Origin of the sequence: Pseudomonas fakonensis (genome assembly GCF_019139895.1) — a bacterium.
In the GTDB taxonomy this organism is placed as follows: domain Bacteria; phylum Pseudomonadota; class Gammaproteobacteria; order Pseudomonadales; family Pseudomonadaceae; genus Aquipseudomonas; species Aquipseudomonas fakonensis.
Genome location: NZ_CP077076.1, coordinates 4,329,370 through 4,350,932 on the forward strand (window position 1 = coordinate 4,329,370; position 21,563 = coordinate 4,350,932).

The 21,563-nt window shown below is 64.8% G+C and carries 24 protein-coding genes; 6 read left to right on the forward strand and 18 right to left on the reverse strand.

Annotated elements, in window-relative coordinates; all coding sequences use genetic code 11:
* Positions 1-38 precede the first annotated feature (38 nt).
* The 3 genes from KSS94_RS18945 to KSS94_RS18955 all read left to right on the forward strand — a co-directional run bounded on the left by KSS94_RS18945 (position 39) and on the right by KSS94_RS18955 (position 4,741).
* Positions 39-2,264, forward strand: a complete 2,226-nt coding sequence (locus KSS94_RS18945) for a type VI secretion system Vgr family protein (RefSeq protein WP_217839610.1) — start codon at positions 39-41, stop codon at positions 2,262-2,264.
* A gap of 3 nt (positions 2,265-2,267) precedes the next feature.
* Positions 2,268-3,521, forward strand: a complete 1,254-nt coding sequence (locus KSS94_RS18950; protein WP_217839611.1) for a VRR-NUC domain-containing protein — start codon at positions 2,268-2,270, stop codon at positions 3,519-3,521.
* A 98-nt stretch (positions 3,522-3,619) separates the two neighbouring features.
* Positions 3,620-4,741, forward strand: a complete 1,122-nt coding sequence (locus KSS94_RS18955) for a type VI immunity family protein (protein WP_217839612.1) — start codon at positions 3,620-3,622, stop codon at positions 4,739-4,741.
* Positions 4,742-4,749: 8 nt separating this feature from the next.
* Here the strand turns inward: KSS94_RS18955 and KSS94_RS18960 are convergent, their stop codons facing one another.
* Both KSS94_RS18960 and KSS94_RS18965 read right to left on the reverse strand, forming a co-directional pair.
* A complete protein-coding gene (locus tag KSS94_RS18960) occupies positions 4,750-5,088 on the reverse strand; it encodes an FKBP-type peptidyl-prolyl cis-trans isomerase (RefSeq protein ID WP_217839613.1) in 339 nt (112 codons plus the stop codon).
* Between the two features lie 40 nt (positions 5,089-5,128).
* Entirely contained in the window at positions 5,129-6,070 is a 942-nt protein-coding gene (locus KSS94_RS18965; protein ID WP_217839614.1) for a DMT family transporter, read from the reverse strand.
* A gap of 138 nt (positions 6,071-6,208) precedes the next feature.
* Here KSS94_RS18965 and KSS94_RS18970 point away from each other — a divergent pair, with 138 nt between their 5' ends.
* A complete protein-coding gene (locus tag KSS94_RS18970; RefSeq protein ID WP_217839615.1) occupies positions 6,209-7,102 on the forward strand; it encodes a LysR substrate-binding domain-containing protein in 894 nt (297 codons plus the stop codon).
* On the opposite strand, the gene KSS94_RS18975 is transcribed toward KSS94_RS18970, so the two are convergent.
* The 12 genes from KSS94_RS18975 to ccmA form a co-directional block, all read right to left on the reverse strand.
* Positions 7,099-7,506: a GFA family protein gene (locus KSS94_RS18975; RefSeq protein ID WP_217839616.1), complete on the reverse strand. Its 408-nt coding sequence runs from the start codon at positions 7,504-7,506 to the stop codon at positions 7,099-7,101. The genes KSS94_RS18970 and KSS94_RS18975 overlap by 4 nt on opposite strands.
* 893 nt (positions 7,507-8,399) lie before the next feature.
* Positions 8,400-9,338, reverse strand: coding sequence for a 2-hydroxyacid dehydrogenase (locus KSS94_RS18980; RefSeq protein WP_217839617.1), 939 nt, complete (start codon positions 9,336-9,338; stop codon positions 8,400-8,402).
* 66 nt (positions 9,339-9,404) lie between these two features.
* Positions 9,405-9,815: a hypothetical protein gene (locus KSS94_RS18985; protein WP_217839618.1), complete on the reverse strand. Its 411-nt coding sequence runs from the start codon at positions 9,813-9,815 to the stop codon at positions 9,405-9,407.
* Positions 9,816-9,828: 13 nt separating this feature from the next.
* Positions 9,829-11,016, reverse strand: a complete 1,188-nt coding sequence (gene ccmI / locus KSS94_RS18990; RefSeq protein ID WP_217839619.1) for a c-type cytochrome biogenesis protein CcmI — start codon at positions 11,014-11,016, stop codon at positions 9,829-9,831.
* Positions 11,009-11,485, reverse strand: a complete 477-nt coding sequence (locus KSS94_RS18995) for a cytochrome c-type biogenesis protein (RefSeq protein WP_217839620.1) — start codon at positions 11,483-11,485, stop codon at positions 11,009-11,011. The genes ccmI and KSS94_RS18995 overlap by 8 nt, the downstream gene beginning before the upstream one ends.
* Positions 11,482-12,018: a DsbE family thiol:disulfide interchange protein gene (locus KSS94_RS19000; protein WP_217839621.1), complete on the reverse strand. Its 537-nt coding sequence runs from the start codon at positions 12,016-12,018 to the stop codon at positions 11,482-11,484. Before KSS94_RS19000 ends, KSS94_RS18995 begins: the two co-directional genes overlap by 4 nt.
* On the reverse strand, positions 12,015-13,988 hold the full coding sequence (locus KSS94_RS19005) for a heme lyase CcmF/NrfE family subunit (RefSeq protein WP_217843626.1): 1,974 nt from the start codon (positions 13,986-13,988) through the stop codon (positions 12,015-12,017). Before KSS94_RS19005 ends, KSS94_RS19000 begins: the two co-directional genes overlap by 4 nt.
* Before the next feature lie 11 nt (positions 13,989-13,999).
* A complete protein-coding gene (ccmE, locus tag KSS94_RS19010) occupies positions 14,000-14,455 on the reverse strand; it encodes a cytochrome c maturation protein CcmE (RefSeq protein WP_217839622.1) in 456 nt (151 codons plus the stop codon).
* Positions 14,452-14,628 carry a heme exporter protein CcmD gene (gene ccmD / locus KSS94_RS19015; RefSeq protein ID WP_217839623.1) on the reverse strand — a complete coding sequence of 59 codons (177 nt, stop codon included), beginning with the start codon at positions 14,626-14,628 and terminating at the stop codon, positions 14,452-14,454. The genes ccmE and ccmD overlap by 4 nt, the downstream gene beginning before the upstream one ends.
* A complete protein-coding gene (locus KSS94_RS19020) occupies positions 14,625-15,392 on the reverse strand; it encodes a heme ABC transporter permease (RefSeq protein ID WP_217839624.1) in 768 nt (255 codons plus the stop codon). The genes ccmD and KSS94_RS19020 overlap by 4 nt, the downstream gene beginning before the upstream one ends.
* A gap of 46 nt (positions 15,393-15,438) precedes the next feature.
* Positions 15,439-16,107, reverse strand: coding sequence for a heme exporter protein CcmB (ccmB, locus tag KSS94_RS19025; protein WP_217839625.1), 669 nt, complete (start codon positions 16,105-16,107; stop codon positions 15,439-15,441).
* Positions 16,104-16,736, reverse strand: coding sequence for a cytochrome c biogenesis heme-transporting ATPase CcmA (gene ccmA / locus KSS94_RS19030; RefSeq protein ID WP_217839626.1), 633 nt, complete (start codon positions 16,734-16,736; stop codon positions 16,104-16,106). Before ccmA ends, ccmB begins: the two co-directional genes overlap by 4 nt.
* 202 nt (positions 16,737-16,938) lie before the next feature.
* On the opposite strand from ccmA, the gene fliK reads away from it, so the two are divergent.
* The gene (gene fliK / locus KSS94_RS19035; protein WP_217839627.1) at positions 16,939-18,510 is read left to right on the forward strand and encodes a flagellar hook-length control protein FliK; all 1,572 of its coding nucleotides are present in this window, start codon (positions 16,939-16,941) and stop codon (positions 18,508-18,510) included.
* Positions 18,507-18,842 carry an EscU/YscU/HrcU family type III secretion system export apparatus switch protein gene (locus KSS94_RS19040; protein WP_217839628.1) on the forward strand — a complete coding sequence of 112 codons (336 nt, stop codon included), beginning with the start codon at positions 18,507-18,509 and terminating at the stop codon, positions 18,840-18,842. The genes fliK and KSS94_RS19040 overlap by 4 nt, the downstream gene beginning before the upstream one ends.
* Before the next feature lie 78 nt (positions 18,843-18,920).
* Here KSS94_RS19040 and KSS94_RS19045 read toward each other — a convergent pair whose 3' ends face one another.
* From KSS94_RS19045 to KSS94_RS19060, 4 genes are all read right to left on the reverse strand, one after another.
* Positions 18,921-19,316 (reverse strand): DUF2802 domain-containing protein, encoded by a 396-nt coding sequence (locus KSS94_RS19045; RefSeq protein ID WP_217839629.1) that lies wholly within the window; start codon positions 19,314-19,316, stop codon positions 18,921-18,923.
* Between the two features lies 1 nt (position 19,317).
* Positions 19,318-19,797 carry a chemotaxis protein CheW gene (locus tag KSS94_RS19050; RefSeq protein ID WP_016393802.1) on the reverse strand — a complete coding sequence of 160 codons (480 nt, stop codon included), beginning with the start codon at positions 19,795-19,797 and terminating at the stop codon, positions 19,318-19,320.
* Between the two features lie 70 nt (positions 19,798-19,867).
* A complete protein-coding gene (locus tag KSS94_RS19055) occupies positions 19,868-20,770 on the reverse strand; it encodes a CheW domain-containing protein (protein WP_217839630.1) in 903 nt (300 codons plus the stop codon).
* Positions 20,770-21,558 (reverse strand): ParA family protein, encoded by a 789-nt coding sequence (locus KSS94_RS19060; RefSeq protein ID WP_217839631.1) that lies wholly within the window; start codon positions 21,556-21,558, stop codon positions 20,770-20,772. Before KSS94_RS19060 ends, KSS94_RS19055 begins: the two co-directional genes overlap by 1 nt.
* Positions 21,559-21,563: the final 5 nt, after the last annotated feature.

Genomic DNA, 21,563 nt, shown 5'->3' on the forward strand with positions numbered 1-21,563 from the left:
ACGGTTCCCGTCCGACTCGCAGGCAGGGAACCGCCGCCATGTTGCATTCAGCCGCCAAGGCCCGCTTCACGCTGGCCTTCGATCACCACGCCAGCGACTTTCAGGTGCTGTCGTTCACTGGCCGCGAAGCCATCAGCCAGCCTTACCGCTTCGAGCTGGAGTTGGTCAGCGAACAGCCGGACATCGACCTCGAAAGCCTCTTGCATCAGCAGGCTTTCCTCACCTTCGGCGATGCCGGCCAAGGCATCCACGGCCAGGTCTACCAGGCTGCGCAAAGCGACGCCGGCCAGCGCCTGCAGCACTACCGGATCAGCCTTGTACCACGCCTGCTGTACCTGAGCCTGCGCTACAACCAGCGGATCTTCCAGCAGCGCACTGCGGCGCAGATCATCGCGACGATCTTGCAGGAGCACGGCATCACGTCCGACCACTTTCGTTTCTCGCTCGGCACCCCGTGCCCGCCGCGCGAGTACTGCGTGCAGTACGACGAGTCCGACCTGCACTTCGTCCAGCGCCTGTGCGAAGAAGAAGGCCTGCACTACCACTTCGAACACCATCGCCAAGGCCATCTGCTGGCGTTCGGCGACGACCAGACCTTCTTCCCCAGGCTCGCCCGGCCAACCGCATACGTACAGGACGCCGGCCTGGTCGCCGACACGCCGGTGATCAACCAGTTCGGCCTGCGCCTGGAAACCCGCACCACCCGGGTCAGCCTGCGCGACTATGACTCCGAGATGCCGCGCCTGCTGCTGGAGGCCAGCCACGGGCCAGGCGCCTCAGCCCAGGACACACCGGACCTTGAGCACTACCGCTACCCCGGCCACTTCAGCGACCGCGCCCGCGGCCGGCAGTTGTGCCAGCGCGCGCTGCAGCGCGAACGTGCCGATTACTGCCAGGCCCAGGGCTGCAGTGACGAGCCGGGCCTGGCCAGCGGTAGCTTCATGGCCCTGGCCGGGCACCCGCGCCGCGAATGGAACGACCTGTGGCTGCTGACCGAAGTACGCCACGAGGGCCATCAGCCCCAGGTACTGGAGGAGTCGATGCCGCAGGGCTGCGCTTCGCGCTACGCCAACCAGTTCCTGGCCACGCCCTGGGATACCTTCCACCGGCCCCCGCTGGAGCACGAAAAGCCTCAGGTGCTCGGCTGCCAGACTGCCGTGGTCACTGGCCCGCCGGGCGAGGAAATCCACTGCGACGAATACGGCCGGGTCAAGGTGCAGTTCCACTGGGATCGCGAAGGCCAGGGCAGTGATACCAGCAGTTGCTGGCTGCGGGTGGCCAGCGGCTGGGCCGGCCCGGGCATCGGTGCACTGGCCATCCCGCGGGTCGGCATGGAGGTGCTGGTGGAGTTTCTCGAAGGCGACCCCGACCAGCCGCTGGTCACCGGCTGCCTGTACCACGCCGAGCACCCGCCGGCGTACCCGCTGCCAGCAAACAAGACCCGCAGCCTGTTCAAGACCCGCAGCAGCCCTGGCGGTGGCGGCAGCAACGAGCTGTACCTGGAGGACCGCAGCGGCCAGGAGCAGATCTTCGTTCACGCCCAGCGCGACTGGGAGCAACGCATCGGCAACGACCAGAAGATCCACGTCGGCCATGAGCGCCACGACAGCGTGCTGGGCAACAGCTTCAGCGCGCTCCAGGCCGAGGAGCACCGCACCACGCATGGGGACCGCAAGACCGAAGTACGGCGCAACGACCACCTCAGTGTGGGCAACGACCAGCACGTGAAGATCGGCAGCGCGCAGCTGATCGAGGCGGGCCGGGAGATCCATATCAAGGCCGGTGAGACGCTGGTGATCGAAGCCGGGCTGGAGCTGACCCTGGCAGCGGGTGGCAGCTTCATCAAGCTCGATCCGGGCGGGGTGAGCCTGGTCGGCTCGCAGGTGGCGTTCAACGGCGCAGGAGCGCCGGGTAAAGGGCGTGGGGTTGCGGTGGAGTTGCCGCGGTTGCCGGGTTTGGCGCAGCCACAACGCGCCCCGGAGCCCCTGAGTGATCTGCGTCAGTATCGGGGCCGTTATCAGATGACCGATGCGCAGACCGGCAAGCCGCTACCCCGGGTGCCGTATGTCCTGCAGCAAGCACAGGGCCGCCGTATTGCCGGCTACAGCGATGGCCAGGGCCGGACAGCTGAAGTCGTCAGCGAGAGCCCGGAACCACTGGAACTGCTGACCCCTGAACGCAGGGCCGAGCCCGTCCGCGCTCTGATCAGGGCAGGGGAGCCTGGGGCTGGCGCCATCCTTTTCGATCTGAAAGACCAGGAGTGAGTCATGGCAATGAAGCAAGTGACTGAAACCCATCACGGTTGCACGACTACCAGCATCGAAGGGCGAGTGGAAATCGCAGCGCTGCCGACCGAACAGAACAAGCGCTATCTGTTGGAAAAAGCCGATTACGGTGTGCGCTTTCCGAGGTTGACCCTACGCCAGAGCCCGAGTGGGCAACTCATGCCTGTAGAGATGAAGCAGTTGGTGATGAGTGGGCTCATACGCCTGGACGAATATCGGCATGACTATCGGTTTGATTACAAGGCGGAGGTGAGCTTTGACATGACGACCGATCCCCCCAGGCCTTTTTTGAGTTCAAGTGGCGGCAATAAAGATCCGGACCGCAGGCATACCTTGAATCCTTTTCCGAAAGGTTTGACGCGCGGACTGCTTAGGCGGCCAGACGTGATTATTGTGAAAGATCCGGGTGTGCGCTGGCCAGGGCAGGCAGGAACTGACCATGATGGGGTGATGCATGAAGACAACTTGGAGCGGGTGGTAGAAGTCAAGTTTCCAGGGGATGAGTTTCATTTCTCACAGCGCCGTGATTATGAGGCCATTGCCGGTGGCGCACGACGACTGTCATTGCTGAACATATTTGACTGTAGAGACGACGACACCAAGGTAAGAGAGATGAGTTACCACACGGTTCACCAGCCAGCACAAGAACGGAACTCAAAAAGAAGTCCCTCACTGGTGGCCAATGACGACGGTTCATTAGTTTCCGTTCCCGCCTATGGACCAGCGACAACACCAAGGGCCGCAATCGTTCAGTGGTGGGTGGGCGTCGAGCGAACGGTTGATGCAATTTATGACGAAGCCTCCAGAGAAATCAGTGAGCTCTCTGACGAGCTAAAGGCATTTTTCAACGATACCCTTCAGTGGATGAGTGAAGCCGGTAGCTGGATGAGAATCGAGGCCGAGCAAGCATGGACATGGATCAGTGACGTCTCTGGAGAGGCTATTCGCTGGACCGACCAGCAATTGCGAGCGATTTGGCGTGATGTGCAGGCATATACGGATATCACGCTTGAGATGTTGAAGGTGGTCGACTGGGCACAATTACTGGCTGATGCCGGAACTCGCGTGCTCACCGCCGTAGTGATCGTGTCAGTCGCCGGAGTGCTTTACACCGTATCCGCTCCAGCTTCAATCGTGACGGGCCTGCTGGTACTGCTCAACTTGGCTGCCTCGTTCTGGCGTGTATTAGCGGCCATTCTGGGTGGGGCAGCGCTTGTCCCCGCGGCAGCGGGCTGATCCTGAATCCGCAAACATTCATAGAGAAAACCTGAGTGTTCTACGGGTGTTAAGGATGGCTACGTTTGTCTTGGTTTTTAATAGAGAGGAAATAGACGTTGAGTAATTCAAGCAGCCTGGATCAACAGGCCTCAAGAGTCCTGCCTCAATTAGACCAGAGCGAGAAAGCAGCCACCCTGGGCTTGGCGATGACCTTTTTTTTCAAGGAAGGCTATAGCCAGGAAAGAAAAGAGCGAATGATTGAGGGGTTCGAGCGATTTACGTTTGAATATGGAGGTCGAATGAATCAAATGATTCACGGTAGATCGACAGGGTATACAAAGCAACAATTCGATCGGGCCGTGAAGAAATTGCGCAATACTGGACCCAATGAGGTATTCGAGTTGTACCTGGGTAGTGGCAGTCGCCTTGAAGAGGTCGACGAAATCAGCCTGGCGGCCCTCAATACCTATGAGGTGCATGGGGATCGCTTCCGGTCATTTTTGAGAATGGTCTTGCCTTGGGCGATCTTGAAAGAGGCTGATGGCCCGGAGCGATTGCAAGGCTGGTTACTCTACCTGGCCGATCTGGTGGGTGCAGACCACGGCTGTGCGGGGTTGTCATGCATATTGCCCTACGATTTCGATCGCTACCTTCCTCTTGAGTACGAACTTGCAAAGCAATATCCAGGGCTTGAGGTAGCGACTCAGCCGCAAAGTCTGTCGCTGTACCTGGCGGAAGCCATCAAGGGCGTGAATTGGTACACCGTTATCAGCCACCGTTTCGTCGAACGCCTTGGCGGCAAAACAGAGCTTCGGCGCAAACTGGAAGGCTGCGCAGGGGTTGAATGCTTCGACTATGACAACGGCCTTGTCATCCGCGCCGGCGCCTTGCCCGAACTCGGCACCCCCGAAAAGCCGCCGGCTGCGTATGTGGCGGTGAACCGAATCCTCAAGCCGCTACGTATCACCAACCCACAATCGCTGCACTACTACTCGCCATACAACAACCTGTTCGATGAGACCAGCAGCGAACGCTGGTACGCCCGTTTCGACGTCGACGATTCGACCCCTGCCATCCCGACCAAGCTCGCCGCCGGCCAACCCTGTTCGGTCACAGGTTTCTGGTCCAGCCCTGCAGGCCCCAATTCGCGGCGCCATTTCACCGCCGGCGAGATCATGCCAGAGTTCAAGGGTTCCACCTGGGGAGCCACGTTCTGGCACTGGGCGGGTGAGGACTGAGCAATGCTTCAATCGTCGCGGGTCAGCACTTCCAGCAGTTCGATCTCGAAGGTCAGGTCCGAGCCTGGCGGGATCGAACCCACGCTGCGCTCACCGTAACCCAGGTGCGCCGGCACCTGCAGCCGGCGCTTGCCGCCCACGCGCATGCCCATCAGGCCCTGGTCCCACCCCTTGATCACCCGGCCGGTGCCGATCACGCACTGGAACGGCTTGCCCCGCGCCCAGGACGAGTCGAACTCGCTGCCGTCGGCCAGCCAGCCGGTGTATTGGGTGGTGATCAGCGCGCCCTTGACCACAGCCTTGCCGTCGCCCTGCTGAACATCTATGACTTGCAGCTCACTGCTCATGGCAGGTTCCTCTAAGCGGTTGCGAATGGCCGCCGTTTTGTCAGGAATGCACAGGTTTGGCAAGTTCCTTGGGTGGTTCGTGCTGGCGCATCGACCACAGCACACCGCCGATCACCAGCACGATCGCCGCCGCTTCCAGCAAGCTCGGCCCGCTCTGGCGCCAAAGGAAGGCGTACAGCAGGGCGAACAGGGTCTCGAACACGATCAACTGGCCGCTCAAGGTCAACGGCAAGCGCTTGGACGCCGCGTTCCACAACGCCATCGCCAGCCACGAGCCAAGCACCGCGCAGCCCAGGCTGGCCAGCCAGAACAGCCACCAGCGCGAAGCCGGCGCCTCCACTTGCAGCTGTTGCGGCTGCCACATCGCCAGCGCCGCCACCAGCACCACGCTGGCAAGGCCGGTCAGCACGCCGCACAGCACCGACCAGTGGTGGCTGTCGAAATGCCCGCACTGCTTGAGGTAACGGCTGTTCTGCACTGCGTACCAGGTCCAGCAGGCCAGGGCCGCCAGAGCGTAGAACAGGCCCATGAGCTTGTCGCCCAAATCGCCTGGGGCGAAGGCGAAGGTTTCCAGGTTGATGCACAGCATGCCGCCAAGGATCAGCGCCAGCGGCCCCACCAGCCGGGCCAGGGGGACCGAGCCGCTGTCGTTGCGCCCGTACAGGGTGATGGTCAGCGGCAGCACACCGACGATCAGCGAGGCCGGGGCCACGCCCAGGCGCTGGATCGCCGCCACCAGGCAAATGAAGTACACGAGGTTGCCGATCACCGCCAGGCGCAGCAGCATCCAGGCATCGGCCAGGGTCAAGCGGCGCAGTTGCCGGGCCATGGGCAGCGCCAGCAGCAGCGAGATCACGCCCACCATCAGGTAGCGCACACTGGTCAACAGCATCGGGTTGAACTCCGGCAACAGCTCCGGAACCATCAGCACCATGCCCCACAACGCACCGGCCAGGCCGGCATACATCACACCGCGTTTCACGTCCGCGCTCCTCTGTTGGAATGTGCGCAGGCTAGCGCCGCAACCGGCTCTTAAGCAAAAGATCAATACGCATGCTGCCATTCCATGCAGGAATGCCTCGCCCTATGATGAGCCCACCTGCCCTGCCCGGACACTGCCATGAGCCGCTACAGCCGCCACCTGCCCCCACTGGACACCCTGATCGCCTTCGAGGCCGTGGCCCGCACCGGCAGTTTCACCCGCGCCGCCGGCGAGCTGTACCTCACCCAAAGCGCGGTCAGCAAGCAGATCCGCCTGCTGGAAGACCACCTGGGCGCGCAGCTGTTCGAACGCCGCGCGCGGGGTATCAGCCTGACCTTTGCCGGCGAGCACTTCCAGGGGGTGGTGGAGCCCATGCTCGACCAGTTGCTGGCCAATGTGCAGCGCCTCAAAAGCGGCCACGGTGACCGCCATGTCAGCGTCATCTGCACCCATGCGGTGGCGCAGTACTGGCTGTTCCCGCGCTTGCTGCGCTTCAGCGAGCAGCACCCGGAGCTGACGGTGAACATTCACGCCAGCAACGACATCAACGAGAGCCTGATCGGCGAGTACGACTTCGGCATTCTCTACGGGCATGGCCGCTGGCGAACCTTGCAAGCCAGCAAGCTGTTCGACGAGGTGGTGTTCCCGATCGCCAGCAGCCATCACCCCTTGGGCAGCGGCGAGAGCCTGGCCGAGTTGCAGACGCTGCCTTTGATCCAGCTGGATGCCTCGGCCTGGAACTGCCTGGACTGGCACGACTGGTTCGCTCATTTTGGCGTGCGCTACCAGGCGCCGGCCGATGCCTTGACCTTCAACCAGGTGAACCTGGTGTTCGATGCGGTGCTGCAGGGCATGGGTGTTGGGCTGGGCTGGGAGGCCATGGCCCGGGACCGCATCGCCGCCGGGCTGATTCGCCCGGTGTCGGACTTCGTGGTGCGCACCGGGCAGGCCGACTACCTGGTGCACGACCGCCAGACCTTGCTCTCGCCGGCCGCCCAGGTGTTTGCCGACTGGTTACTCGGGCAGCCTTAGCCCAATTCCTCGAAGGCCTGCTCGCCGGTCAGTTCGCGGGTGGTGTTGGCGAAGCAGTACCAGGCGGGTTTTTGCTCGATGAATATCTGCAGGTTGAAGTCCCAGGCTTCGTCGCCGTCGATCAGGCCGATGGGGATGGCGTAGCTGTCGTTCTGCTTGAGGCGGTAGAACAGGTGCGTGCCGCACTGGCCGCAGAAGCCGCGCTGGGCCCAGTCGGAGGAGTCGTACACGCTGGGGGCGCGGCCTTCGATTTTTGGGGGTTGGCTGCAGTGCACGACCAGCAGCGGGCCGCCGGTCCATTTGCGGCACATGCTGCAGTGGCAGGCGCTGATGTGGGTGGTGTCGGGGGTCAGCTTCAGGTGCGTGGCGCCGCACAGGCAGGTGCCTTGTTTTTCCTGGGGCATGGGGGGCTCCTTGCTGGGGTTGGTGGGGAGTGGAGTATAGGTTCGGGTTCGGGTTCGGGGCTTATGGTTATTGCTTTGGGAGATGTATGCGCATTCATTGACGATATACGCTTTTCGTCACCTTTCCGCCTTTACGGCGGGTTACTTTGGTCGCGGCCAAAGTAACCAAAGCCGCCCTGCTCCCATCATCCGGCCCCCTACGCTGCGCTCCGGGGGTTCCCTCGCTTCGGGCTTGCTCCGGAGGTACGCGCCGACGGGCCGTCCCTGGCCCGATCGGCGCTCGACCGGCATCCATGCCGGTCGCCCTCCTACGCAATCCCTACGCTCGGCCTCCTGAAGTCGCGATTTGTGTTGCCTGAACTTCCGCGCGCTTAGAAGCCAGATCAAGAGCCAGATCAACAGCTGGGATCTTGGTTTGATTGTTATTGATGTGTTGTTTGTTCGGGCCCTATCGCCGGCAAGCCGGCTCCTACAGGGGTACGCGTTATCCAAATTGACGCGTTCCACTGTAGGAGCCGGCTTGCCGGCGATTGCAATCCTGAGTTCCCACAAATGCAACTAGCGACCGAGCTGCTTACTCACAGGCGCCGCCCCTAACTTCGCGACTTCAGGAGGCCGAACGCAGGGATTGCGTAGGGGGGCGACCGGCATGGATGCCGGTCGAGCGCCGATCGGGCCAGGGATGGCCCGTCGGCGCGTACCCCCGGAGCAAGCCCGGAGTGAGGGAACCCCGGAGCGAAGCGTAGGGGCCGGATGATGGGAGCGAGCGGCTTTGCTTACTTTGGCCAAGACCAAAGTAAGCCGCCGTAAGGGCGGAAAGGTGAATAAGCGTCACTACAAATAATGAATGCGCATACAACTTCCAAAACAACCCAAGAACTCAGAACCTCAAACTACCCAAGCACCGGCGTAACCACCCCACCCCCACCAAAAAAACCCTGCAAATTCCGCAAAACCAAAGCCACCGTATCCCGCGCAGCCTCAGGCGACTGCCCCGCCACATGCGGCGTCAACACCGTATTGCCAAGCCCCCGCAGCACCTCAGGCACCAAGGGCTCATCATCGAACACATCCAGCGCCGCCCCGGCAATCCCGCCGTTCTGCAAGGCCAGCACAAGCGCCGAGGTATCCACCACACTCGCCCGGGCAATGTTCACCAGATACCCCTCAGCCCCCAAGGCCTCCAGCACCGCCCCATCCACCAGGTGCCGGGTGCCGGCCCCGCCAGGCGTGGCAACCACCAGAACGTCCACCGCATCGGCCAGGTGCAGCGGGCTGTCATACCAGGTGTAGGGCACATCAGCCCGAGGCGTGCGGCTGTGGTAGCTGACACTCATGTCGAACCCCAGCGAAGCCCGCCGGGCAATGGCCTGTCCCACCGCACCAAGGCCAATCACACCTAGACGCTTGCCACTGACCGAAGGGCTGATCACCCGGTTCCACTCACCGCGCCGGGTGCTGGCATCGGCCCGCGGGATATCGCGCAACAGCGCCAGCAACAGGGCCATGGCATGGTCGGCCACAGGCCCCGCATTGGCCCCGGCACCGTTGGTGACCGTGATGCCCCGGGCAAACGCCGCCGCCAGGTCCACCTGCTCGTAACCAGCACCGATCACGCAGATGATCTGCAACCCAGGCAAGGCTTCGATTTCAGCGGCTGTCAGGCCCAGCGGCCCACGGGTAAGCACGGCGTCGATCTCGCCGGCATGCCGGGCGATGGCGTCGGCGCGCATCTGTGGCGACGGTGCGCGGATCAAGCGGTAGCCGGCCTGTTCCAGCAACGGCAGGTAATCATCGACGGTTTCCACCAGCACCAGCACTGTCTTGTTCATGCCACCTCCGGTCAATGGGAAGAGGCATTATGCGCGGCAGGCCCGCCACCGCGCCAGCAGCGACCGCTACTGGGCGAAGGCCCGGCCCAGGCCACCCGGCACACCACTGCTGTCGGTTTCCTGCCACGGGCCGTTGGGGCTCAGCGACCAGCTCCAGCCGCTGTTCCAGCGGTAGTAGGTGCGCTGGCGGTAGAAGGTGTTCGGCTGCTTCTCCAGCACGTACACCCCAAGTTTCGGGTCCCAGTGGCTCGCGCCGCCCGGAGGCGGGGCGAAGCTGGCCGAGGTGCGTGGCATGGGTTTGGGGATGGCCGCCGGGCCACTCGGCTGTCTGCCGGGCAGCGGCTTGACCACCGGGCCCTGGGGTTGCGGCGTGCTCTCGATCGGCGGCAGCGGCTCGCGCTCCACCGGTTGGTGCACCGTACACGCAGAAAGCCCCAAAGCCAGGGTGATCAGGGTCAGGCGGACGGTGCTGTTCATGATGGCTGCTCGCTCAAGAGTCGGGGCTGTCGATGGTCAGGTGCTGGGTGGCCTGGGTGCCGGTGGCCAGCGGCGCGCTCTGCGCCTTCCATTCACCGCGGGTCGGCTGGCCGGCACGCGAGACACGTGCAACCAGTTGGACTTCGGCGAAATCCGACAGTTTCATCTGCGGCATCATCGCGTCGGCATCCGACAGTTCCACCTCGATGGGCAACTGCGCCACAGTCACGCGCTTGGCCGCCAGCGGCATGGGCGGGCCGTTGCTGGCACGGGCGAAGATGAACACGGTGTCGTCCGGGCGCACCTTGTCTTTCAGCGCTGCGGCCAGCTCTACCCGCACCTTCAGGCGTGCGCTTTCGGCTACCTTGCCGCCACCGGCCTTGAGCCGGTCGGCTGCGCGGTCGATACCGCCCTGCAACGCGGCGCGCGAGGCGTCGCCCTCGGGCAGTTGCGCCAGCAGGCGCTTCCAGAAGTCGATGGCCTCCTGGTAGCGCTCGCCCTCGAACGCGGCGATACCCCGCAGGCCCAGGCTGGTAACTTCGTTGGGGTCGGCCTTCAGCGCCTCGTCGGTGAGTGCCTGCACCTGCGCCGACCATCGCTTGTCGGCCGCAAAGTACAATGCCTGGGCCCACTGCCCCAACAGCTCCGGCTGGCGGCCGGCCAGGGCAACGGCGCGCTCGAAGGCCTTGGCTGCATCGCCCGGGCGCTGCTCGGCCATATAGGCACGGCCAAGGAAGTACAGGCCCTCGGCCGAGTCCGGCTGGGCCTGCACGGCGCGCTCCAGGCGCGTGGTCATCTCTTGCATCGACTGCGGCGCGCTGGCGAACTCACGGGTCAGCTCGACCTTGTCGGCAGCGCCGAAATGCAGGTACAGCCCCAACCCCATGGCGGGCACCAACAGCGCCGCCAGCAGCGGGATCACGCGGCCCAGCTGGCCTTGACGCGCGCTATCGTCGCGCTCGGTGTCGGCCAGCAGCTCGCGGGCAGCTTCATCGCGCCCATTGGCCAGTTGCACGTCATCCAGCACGCCGGCGGCCTGCTGGGCGGCCAACTCCGCCACGCGCTCTTCGTACAACGCCACGTTGAGCGCGGTGCGGTCCTGTTCGGCCTGCTGGCGACGGCGGCCACGCAGAATGGGGATCAGCAGAAAAGACAGGGCCGCGAGCAGCAACAAGCCCGCGCTAAGCCAGAATTCAGTCATGGGTGCGTTCTTTTTCCAGCAGTTTGGCAAGCCGCGCGTGTTCGTCGGCGGACAGTTCGGTTGGGCCGGCCGCAGCCTGGCCACGGCGGCGCCGGACGATCACCGCCAGCACCACGAAGCCGCCGGCCAGCAAGATGCCGGGGCCGAACCAGAGCAGCCAGGTGCGGCCGCTCAGGGCCGGTTTGTAGCGCACGAAGTCGCCGTAGCGGTCAACCATGAAGTCGATGATCTGCTGGTTGCTCTGGTTCTCGCCGAGCATGCGGAAGATCTCGCGGCGCAGGTCAGCAGCAATCGGTGCGTTGGAGTCGGCGATGTCCTGGTTCTGGCACTTGGGGCAGCGCAGCTCCTTGGTCAGTTGCTGGTAGCGCTCACGCTCGGCTTCGTCGCGAAACTGGTAGGTGTCGATGGCCGCCCGGGCCATGCCGGCCAGGCTCATGCCCAGTACGGCAGCTGCCAGCCAGCGCTTCATGGCCGGGCCTCGTCGACCAGGCCCTGGTACAGCGGCGCCAGTTGCTCGCGCCACACCGTGGCATCGACCACGCCGACGTGCTTGTAGCGGATGATGCCCTTGGCATCGACCAGGAAGGTTTCCGGCGCACCGTATACGCCCAGGTCCAGCCCCAGCGAGCCCTGCGGGTCGGCGATGTTGAGCTGGTAAGGGTTGTGGAACTCGGCCAGCCACTTCAGTGCGGCGGCACTGTCGTCCTTGTAGTTGACCCCGTGGATCACCACGCCCTGCTGCGCCAGCTGGTTGAGGTAGGGGTGTTCGACCTTGCACGACGGGCACCAGGTGCCCCATACGTTGACCAGCGCCGGGCGGCCCAGCAGGTCGGCCTGGGTCAGCGCCCGATCGCCCTGCACGGTCTGCAGCGCAAACGCCGGGAACGGCTTGCCAATCATCGCCGAGGGCAGCTCGTCGGGCTTGAGGAACAGCCCTTTGTACAAAAAGACCGCCACCAGCAGGAATACCGCCAGTGGCACGACCATGATCCAACGCTTCATGCAGTCGCTCCAGACACACCCAGGGCCTCACGCACCCGGGTCTTGACCTTGACGCGGTAGCGCCGGTCGAAGGCCGCCAGCAAGCCGCCCAGGCCGGTCAGAAGACCGCCCAGCCAGATCCAGCGCACATAGGGTTTGATATGCACCCGCACCGCCCAAGCGCCGTTCTCCAGCGGCTCGCCCAGGGCGACATACAGGTCACGGGTAAAGCCTGCATCGATGCCGGCCTCGGTCATCATCGACTGCTGCACGGTGTACAGGCGCTTCTCCGGGTGCAGCACGCTCACCTCACGGCCGTCGCGGGACACGCGGATGGTGCCCTTGTCAGAGATGAAGTTCGGCCCTTCGAAGTGCCTGGCACCTTCGAACAGGAAGTGATAACCGCCAAGCTCGACGCTCTCGCCCGGCGCCATGCGCAGGTCACGCTCGGCGCTGTTGTTGCTCGACAGCACCACGCCCAGGGCGCACACCACCAGGCCCAGGTGGGCCAGCTGCATGCCCCAGTAGCTGCGGGTCAAACCCGCCAGGCCCTTGCCCAGGCCCTTGTGCCGGGTCTTGTCGAGGATATCGCGCACACCGCTGAGCACCACCCAGGCGGCCAGGGCGAATACGCTCAGTGCCGGCCAGTCGAAGTCGTCGACGATCAGCCCGGCCACCGGCGCCAGCACCGCGCTGCCCACCAGCACCGGGGTGAGCATGCCGGCCAGCCATTTGCCGGGGGTGTCCTTCCAGCGCACCAGCACGCCCACGCCCAGCACCAGCATCAGCAAAGCCATCAGCGGCAGGAACAACGCGTCGAAGTACGGCGGGCCGACCGACAGCTTGGCCCCGGTCAGGGCATCGAGCACCAGCGGGTACAGGGTACCCAGCAGAATCATCGAAGCTGCCACCACCAGCACCAGGTTGTTGGCCAGCAGCAGCGTTTCGCGCGACCACAGGGCAAAGCCGACCTGGCTCTTGACCACTGGCGCGCGCAGGGCGAACAAGGTCAGCGAGCCGCCGACCACGAACAACAGGAAGATCAGGATGAAAATGCCGCGCGACGGGTCGGCAGCAAAGGCGTGCACCGAAGTCAGCACCCCGGAGCGCACCAGGAAGGTACCCAGCAGGCTCAGCGAGAACGCGGCGATGGCCAGCAGCACGGTCCAGCTCTTGAACACGCCGCGCTTTTCGGTCACCGCCAACGAGTGAATCAGCGCCGTGCCCACCAGCCAGGGCATGAACGAGGCGTTTTCTACCGGGTCCCAGAACCACCAGCCACCCCAGCCCAACTCGTAGTAGGCCCACCATGAACCCAGGGTGATGCCCACGCCGAGAAACGCCCAGGCAACGATGGTCCAGGGCCGCGACCAGCGCGCCCAGGCCGCGTCCAGGCGGCCGCCCAGCAGCGCGGCGATGGCGAAGGCGAAGGCCACCGAGAAGCCCACGTAGCCCATGTACAGCATCGGCGGGTGGACGATCAGGCCAAAGTCCTGCAGCAGCGGGTTGAGGTCGCGGCCGTTGGCCGGCACCTGCGGCAGCAGGCGCGAGAACGGGTTGGAGGTGATGATCAAAAAGCTCAAAAAGCCCACGCTGATCATGCCCATCACCGCCAGCACCCGGGCCAGCATCACCTGCGGCAGCTGGCGCGAGAACACCGACACGGCGAAGGTCCAGCCCCCCAGAATCAGCGCCCACAGCAGCAGCGAGCCTTCGTGGGCACCCCACACGGCGCTGAACTTGTAGTACCAGGGCAAGGCGCTGTTGGAGTTGCTGGCCACATAGGCGACCGAGAAGTTGTCGGTCATGAAGGCGTGGGTCAGGCAGGCGAAGGCGAACGCCAAAAAGGCGAACTGCCCCCAGGCCGCCGGGCGCGCCAGGCCCATCCACAGGCTGTCGCCGCGCCACGCGCCGAGCAGCGGTACGCTGGCCTGCACCGCGGCGAAGCAGATCGCCAGGATCATTGCCAACTGCCCGAGTTCGGGGATCACCAGAGCTGCGTTCATGGCTTGGCCTGCGTGTCGGTGGCGGCCTGGCCGCTTTCTTTGAGGGCCTTGGTGACTTCTGGCGGCATGTATTTCTCGTCGTGCTTGGCCAGCACTTCGTCAGCTACTACCACGCCGTCGGCGTTGAGCTTGCCCAGGGCGACGATGCCCTGCCCTTCGCGGAACAGGTCGGGGAGGATGCCGCGGTAGGTGATCGGCACCGACTTGCTGTAGTCGGTGACCACGAAGCGCACATCCAGCGAGTCGGCCGAGCGCTGCACCGAGCCCTTCTCGACCATGCCGCCGGCGCGGATGCGCGTGTCCAGCGGCGCTTCGCCGTTGGCGATCTGGGTGGGGGTGTAAAACAGGTTGATGTTCTGTTGCAGGGCGCTCAGGGCAAAGCCCACGGCCACGCCGACACCGGCCAGCAGGCCGAGGATGATGAACAGGCGTTTCTTGCGCTGCGGATTCACGGTTTGGTCTCCCGGCGCAGTCGTCGCGCCTCTTCTTGCAAATAGCGACGCCGGGCCAGCAGCGGGGTGGCGACATTCAGCGCCAGCACCGCCAGGCAAATGCCATAGGCCGACCAGACGTACAGGCCATGGTGGCCCATGGCGAGGAAATCACTGAAGGAAGCAAAGCTCATCGCGCGTCCTCCCGCCCCAGGCTGTTCAACACTTCATCCCTGACCCAACTGGCGCGCGCCTCGCGCTTGAGCACTTCAAGGCGCATGCGCAGCAGCAGCACCGCGCCGAAGAAGCAGTAGAAACCCAGCGCCGTGCACAGCAGCGGCAGCCACATTTCGGCCGGCATCGCGGGTTTTTCGGTGAGGGTGAAGGTGGCGCCCTGGTGCAGGGTGTTCCACCACTCCACCGAGTACTTGATGATCGGGATGTTCACCACGCCGACGATGGCCAGTACCGCGCAGGCCTTGGCCGCGCTGTCGCGGTTGCTGATGGCCTGGCCCAGGGCGATGATGCCGAAGTACAAGAACAGCAGGATCAGCATCGAGGTCAGGCGCGCGTCCCACACCCACCAGCTGCCCCAGGTGGGCTTGCCCCAGATCGCGCCGGTGACCAGCGCCACGGCGGTCATCCAGGCGCCGATCGGCGCCGCGCACTGCAGCGCCACGTCGGCCAGTTTCATTTTCCACACCAGCCCCACCACCCCGGCCACCGCCAGCAGCACGTAGCACGACTGCGCCAGCATGGCCGCCGGCACGTGGATATAGATGATGCGGAAGCTGTTGCCCTGCTGGTAATCCTGCGGGGCGAAGGCCAGGCCCCAGGTGATGCCCACCACCAGCAACAGCACGGCAGACACCGCCAGCCAAGGCAGCATGCGGCCGCTGATGGCATAGAACCATTTCGGCGAGCCCAGTTTGTGGAACCACGTCCAGCTTATTTTCATCAGGGTACATCCAGGGTGTTGGCCGGGCTGCAGTGCCCGGCACTCGTTATTCGCCGACGCTGATTTTCAGCCCGGCGGCGATCGCAAAGGGTGCCAGTGTCACGGTCAGGGCAGTCAGGCTGGCAAGCCAGAGCAGTTGGCCGGTGGCCGGCATATTCTGCAACGCGGCCTGCAACGCACCACTGCCCAGGATCAATACAGGGATATACAACGGCAGAATCAACAGCGCCAGCAGCAGGCCGCCACGCTTGAGGCCGACCGTCAGCGCCGCGCCCACCGCCCCGAGCAAACTCAGCACCGGGGTGCCAAGCAACAAAGAGGCCAGCAGCACCGGCAGGCAGCTGGGCGGCAACCCCAGCATCAGCGCCAGCAACGGCGCCAACAATACCAGCGCCAGCCCGGAAAATATCCAGTGGGCCAGCACCTTGGCCAGCACCAGCAGCGCCAGCGGGTGCGGCGAAAGCACCCACTGTTCCAGTGAACCGTCTTCAAAATCACTGCGAAACAGGCCGTCCAGCGACAGCAACACCGCCAGCAGCGCCGCCACCCACACCAATCCCGGCGACAAGGTTTGCAACAATTGGCTTTCCGGGCCGACCGCCAAGGGGAACAGCGCCACCACGATGGCGAAGAACACCAGCGGGTTGGCAAGCTCTGCCGGGCGGCGGAACAGCAGGCGCGCTTCGCGGCGCAACAACAGTAGGAATACGCTCATGCCGCCCATTGCCCCAGGTTCAGTTCACGGTAGCCGGACGGTGTATGCGCCAGTGTGTGGTGGGTGGTCAGCACCACCGTGCCGCCTTGCTCGCAGTGGGCCGCCAGGTGCGCTTCCAGTTGTGCGACGCCCTGCTTGTCGAGGGCGGTGAACGGTTCGTCGAGAATCCATAGCGGCGGGCTGTCCAGGTACAGCCGGGCCAATGCCACGCGGCGCTGCTGGCCGGCCGACAGGGTGTGGCAGGGCACATCCTCGAAGCCGCGCAGGCCGACCGCCTCCAGCGCCTGCCAGATGGCCCCCGAGGTGGCCGGCCGGTGCAGGGCGCAGAGCCAGGCGAGGTTTTCTTCGGCGGTGAGCAGGTCCTTGATGCCGGCGGCATGGCCGATCCACAGCAGAATGCTGGCCAGGGCATGGCGCTGCTCGGCCAATGGCAGGCCGTTGAACAAGATCTGCCCGGCGGTCGGCTGCATCAGCCCGGCCAGCAAACGCAGCAGGCTGGTCTTGCCGCTGCCGTTGGGCCCGGCGATCTGCAGCATGTCGCCGGGGCGCAGTTCGAAGTCCAGGTGCTCGAACAGCAGGCGCCAGTCGCGCTCGCAGGCCAGGCCCGCAGCTTGGAGGTGAAGGGTCACGGTATCGCCTTATGCTGGGTCGGGTTCAAGGGGCGGCGACTGCATCGCGGGGCAAGCCCGCTCCCACGCAGACGCCGCCACCTTGTGCCCTGTGTCTCAAGTCGCCCCGGGCCCTGCCGTTATACTGGCAGGCGGGCGCGCGGCATTATTGCATGTGTCGCCGCGCTGCCACGAGGGCTGGTTCGACAGGTTGTATACAATCATGACTGAAATCAATAGTCTCGGCGCACAAACTGCGTTAAACACGCAGGTGGTCAAGGCGACCATGACCGGCGACCTGCTGCGCCTGCTGCAACCCCAGCCTGGGGTAGTGGCCGAAGGCGAGACCGCGCAGGCCGAGGTGCTGTCGCTGCGCCAGGTGGGCCAGACCTACATGATGCTGATGCGCCTGAGCGCCAACAGCGGCCAGCAGACCCAGGTGCAGACCAGCGCCAGCTTCCCCCTGCCCCAGGGCAGCCAGGTCAGCGTCACGCAAACCCAGAACAACGAACTGGCGCTGGTGGTGCAGGCCGGCAAGGCCAACAACGTCGCCACCCTTACCCGCCTGGACACCAGCCAGACCCCGGTGGGCACCCTGCTGCAAGGCAAGGTGGTCACCACCCAGGCACTGCCGCAAAACCCGGGCGAGGTGGCCAGCTACCGCTCGCTGGTAACCCTGCTGAGCAGCAGCCAGGCCGGCACCACCCTGACCATCGACAGCCCCCGGCCGCTGCCGGTGGGCAGCCTGCTCAGCGCCGTGGTGCAGGGCGACCAGTCGCTGCGCTTCGTGCCTTTGAGCGGTCGCCAGGACCAGTTGGCCGTGGCCCAGCAGTTGGCCACCCAGCAAAGCCAGCAGGCCTCGTTGCCGGGCCTGCTCAATGCCCTGCAGCAAGTTGCCCGCTCGCCCGATACCGGCGCCGAGCTGCGCGCCAGCGCCGAACGCCTGCTGGCCAGCCTGCCTCAGGCGCGCGAGCTGGCTGATCCGAAAACCCTCACGCAAAGCCTGAACAACAGTGGCGCCTTCCTCGAAGCCAAGCTGCTGGGCGGCCTGGCCGGCAGTGTAGCGCCCGACCTCAAGGCGCAACTGGTGCGCCTGGTCGCCCAGTTGCCCGCCCCACCCGCCGGCACCCTGGCCAGCCCCACGCTGGTCGCCAGCACCCTGGCCCAGGCCGTACCGGGCTTTGCCCGTAACGCCCTGGGCATGCTCGGCCAGTTCAGCCCGCGCCCGCAGCCGGGCGCTTTCCCCCTGCCCTCGCGCCTGTTGCAGGCCCTGGAGAACGAAGGCGACCTGCAACAGCTGCTGCGCCTGGCCGCCGGCGCCGTGTCGCGCCTGCAAAGCCATGCGCTGTCCAGCCTGCAACAAAGCGGCACCCTGGAAAACGGCAACCTGCAAACCAGCTGGCAGACCGAAGTGCCGATCCGCCACGGGCAGGAATTCATCCCCCTGCAGGTCAAGCTGCAGCGCGAGGAAACCCCGGAACAAAAGGCAGGCCGCGAGCGCGAGCCAGAACAACGCGACCCGCTGCAGGCCCTGTGGCGCATTGAACTGGCCTTCGACCTGGCGCCGCTGGGGCCGCTGCAGGTGCAGGCGCAACTGGCCCAGGGGCGTTTGACTGGCCAGTTGTGGGCCGAGCAGGAGCGCACCGCAAGGCTGATCGACAGCCAGCTGGGCACCCTGCGCGAGCGCCTGCTGGCACGCGGCCTGGATGTCGGCGACCTGGAGTGCTTTCCCGGCACCCCGCCACAAGGGCCGCGCACGCGCCTGGAACAACGCTGGGTGGACGAAACCGCATGAAGCACAAGCAACCGCGCCAGGCCATCGCCCTGAGTTACGACGGCCAGCAGGCCCCCACCCTTAGCGCCAAGGGCGACGACGAACTGGCCGAGGCCATCCTCGCCATTGCTCGCGAACACGAAGTGCCCATCTACGAAAACGCCGAACTGGTGCGCCTGCTGGCGCGCCTGGAGCTGGGCGAGCAAATCCCCGAGGCGCTGTACCTGACCATCGCCGAAATCATCGCCTTTGCCTGGCAGTTGCGCGGCAAGGTGCCGGCGGGCTTTGACGACAGCCCACCGGGCGAGCGCGACATCACTCCGGACCTGCCGCGCCTGCCCCGTCACTCCTGATCAGGCAACAGAGCACGCCCCGGGCCAAACCCCGAAAAGCCGATGGGGCGCGCAGCGACCCCACTCGATCTGAAAACCTTATTCGCCGCGGTGCAACTTGCTCATCAACTGCGCCTCGGCCTGGGTCAGGCCGCAGGTCTGGGTCAGTTCCTCGACGCTGGCACCCATGCCCACCAGCTTGGCCGCCTGGGCGAAGGTGACGTTGTTCGGGTCGCGCTGCTCCAGTTGCTGCAGCTTGTCCGGCAACGGCGCCACCACCGCACGCAGCTCGTGGATTGCCTCGCCCATGCGCACGGTACCGTTCTGGTAGTCGTCCAGGCGCTTGGCCAAATCCTTGATGCGCTGGTCACGCAGCGCATCGCCCTCGGCCTGCTGGCCGGCCAGCTCGCGCTGGCGCTTGCTGTAGTTGAGGAAGAACCACAGGCTCAGCGCCCACAGCAGCGCCAGGAAGATGACAGCAACCTCGAAAATCAACTCAGATGTTCTCCAGCTCAGACCACTCTTCCTCGGTCATCATCTTGTCCAGCTCGACCAGAATCAGCAGCTCGCCGTTCTTGTTGCACACGCCCTGGATGAACTTGGCCGACTCTTCGTTGCCGACGTTCGGTGCGGTTTCGATCTCGGACTGGCGCAGGTACACCACCTCAGCCACGCTGTCGACCAGGATGCCGACCACTTGCTTGTCAGCCTCGATGATGACGATACGGGTGTTGTCGGTCACATCGCTTGGCATCAGGCCGAAGCGCTGGCGGGTGTCGATCACCGTCACCACGTTGCCGCGCAGGTTGATGATGCCCAGCACGTAGCTTGGCGCACCCGGTACCGGGGCGATTTCGGTGTAGCGCAGGACTTCCTGCACCTGCATGACGTTGATGCCGTAGGACTCGTTGTCCAGACGGAAGGTTACCCACTGCAGGATCGGATCTTCGGAACCTTGTGCAGACGACTTTTTCATTCCCCTAGCCCTCAAAATCCGCCATCGGCGGTGTGCTCGTTCAATTGGCCGCGGCAGTAGCGGCGTTGATTCAGTTGTGTTTGGTGTTCATCTGCTTGACCGCGCCACTGGCGATCAGCTCGGCCAGCGCAGCCACATCCAGCAAGGCGCACATGTGTTCGATCACCGTGCCGGCCAGCCACGGGCGCTGGCCACGCTGGCTGCGCCACTTGATCTCGTTGGGGTCCAGACGCAGCGAGCGGCTGACCTGGTGTACCGCCAGCCCCCATTCGTAGCCCTGTACCGAAATCACGTACTGCAAACCCTGGCGGAAGTCGTCGCGGTAGCGGTCGGGCATGACCCAGCGCGCGGTGTCGAGCACCTTCAGGTTGCCCGCCTGGCAGCTGAGGATGCCGAGGAACCAGTCCGGCTGGCCGAACAGCGGCGTCAGCTCCTGGCCGGCCAGGCTGTAGATCGAGCCCAGGCACACCAGCGGTACCGCAAGCGTCAGCCCGGCGACGTCGAACAACAGGCACTCGAACGGCTCGGCGGCCCAGTCCGGGCGGCCGTCGACGCTGGCTGGCGGTACTGGCGCGGCAGGTGCCGGCAGGTGCACGTCGACCAGCGGTGCCACAGGCTCTGCCACCTGGACTTCAGTCAGTACCGGAATGCTGGCCTCGGCCACCACCTGGCTTTCCACCACGCTGACCACCGGCTCCGGCCGCGGCTGCGCCGGTGGCAGGATGGTCGGCAGCACCTTGGCCTGTGGCTCGGCGAATGGCCGCGCGGCAACAGGTTGCGATACGGCCTGGCGGCGCGCATCGGCGGCCTGCTCTTCGCGCACCGCGGCTTCGAAATCATCGTCAGGCGCAGCCTTGGCCGGCGGTACATCGACCGGCATCTCGAATGACTCGGTGGCCTCCTGCAACAGGCCGTCGAGGTACGACTGCAGGGCCATCTGCGGCTTGCTGGTAATGTGCGGCGCTTGGTTCATCAGGCCACCTGCAATGCGTTGCGGTAGGTAAGCAGGTGCTTGAGCAGCGCGCGGTAGGCGATCACGCCGCGGCTCTTGCCATCGAACTGCGAGGGGGTGACACCCTTGCGGCTGGCATCACGCAGGCGTGTGTCGACCGGAATGTAACCCTGCCAGACCTGCTCGCCGTAGGTGTCGCGCAGTACCTTGAGGGTGCCAAGCGAAGCCTGGGTGCGGCGGTCGAACAGGGTCGGGACGATCTGATAGGGCAGCGCCTGCTTGCGCGAGCGGTTGACCATGGCCAGGGTGCCGACCATGCGCTCCAGGCCCTTGACCGCGAGAAATTCGGTTTGCACCGGGATCACCAGCTGCTGGCTGGCGGCCAGGGCGTTGACCATCAGCACGCCGAGCAACGGCGGGCTGTCGATCAGGGCGAAATCGAAATCCTGCCACAGCTGCGCCAAGCTCTTGGCGATCACCAGGCCCAGGCCACTCTGGCCCGGTGACTGGCGCTCAAGTACCGCCAGGGCGGTGCTCGACGGCAACAGCGAAATACGCTCGTCACTGGTGGGTAGCAGCAACTGGCCCGGCAGGCCGTCAGGCACACTGCCCTTGTGCAGGAACAGGTCGTAGCTGCTGTGCTCGAGTGCGTCAGGGTTGTGCCCGAAATAGCTGGTCATCGAGCCATGGGGGTCGAGGTCGACCACGACCACGCGCTTGCCCGCCTCGGCCAGCAGGCCGGCCAGGGCGATGGTGGTGGTGGTCTTGCCGACGCCACCTTTTTGATTGGCTACTGCCCAGACTCTCATAGGAC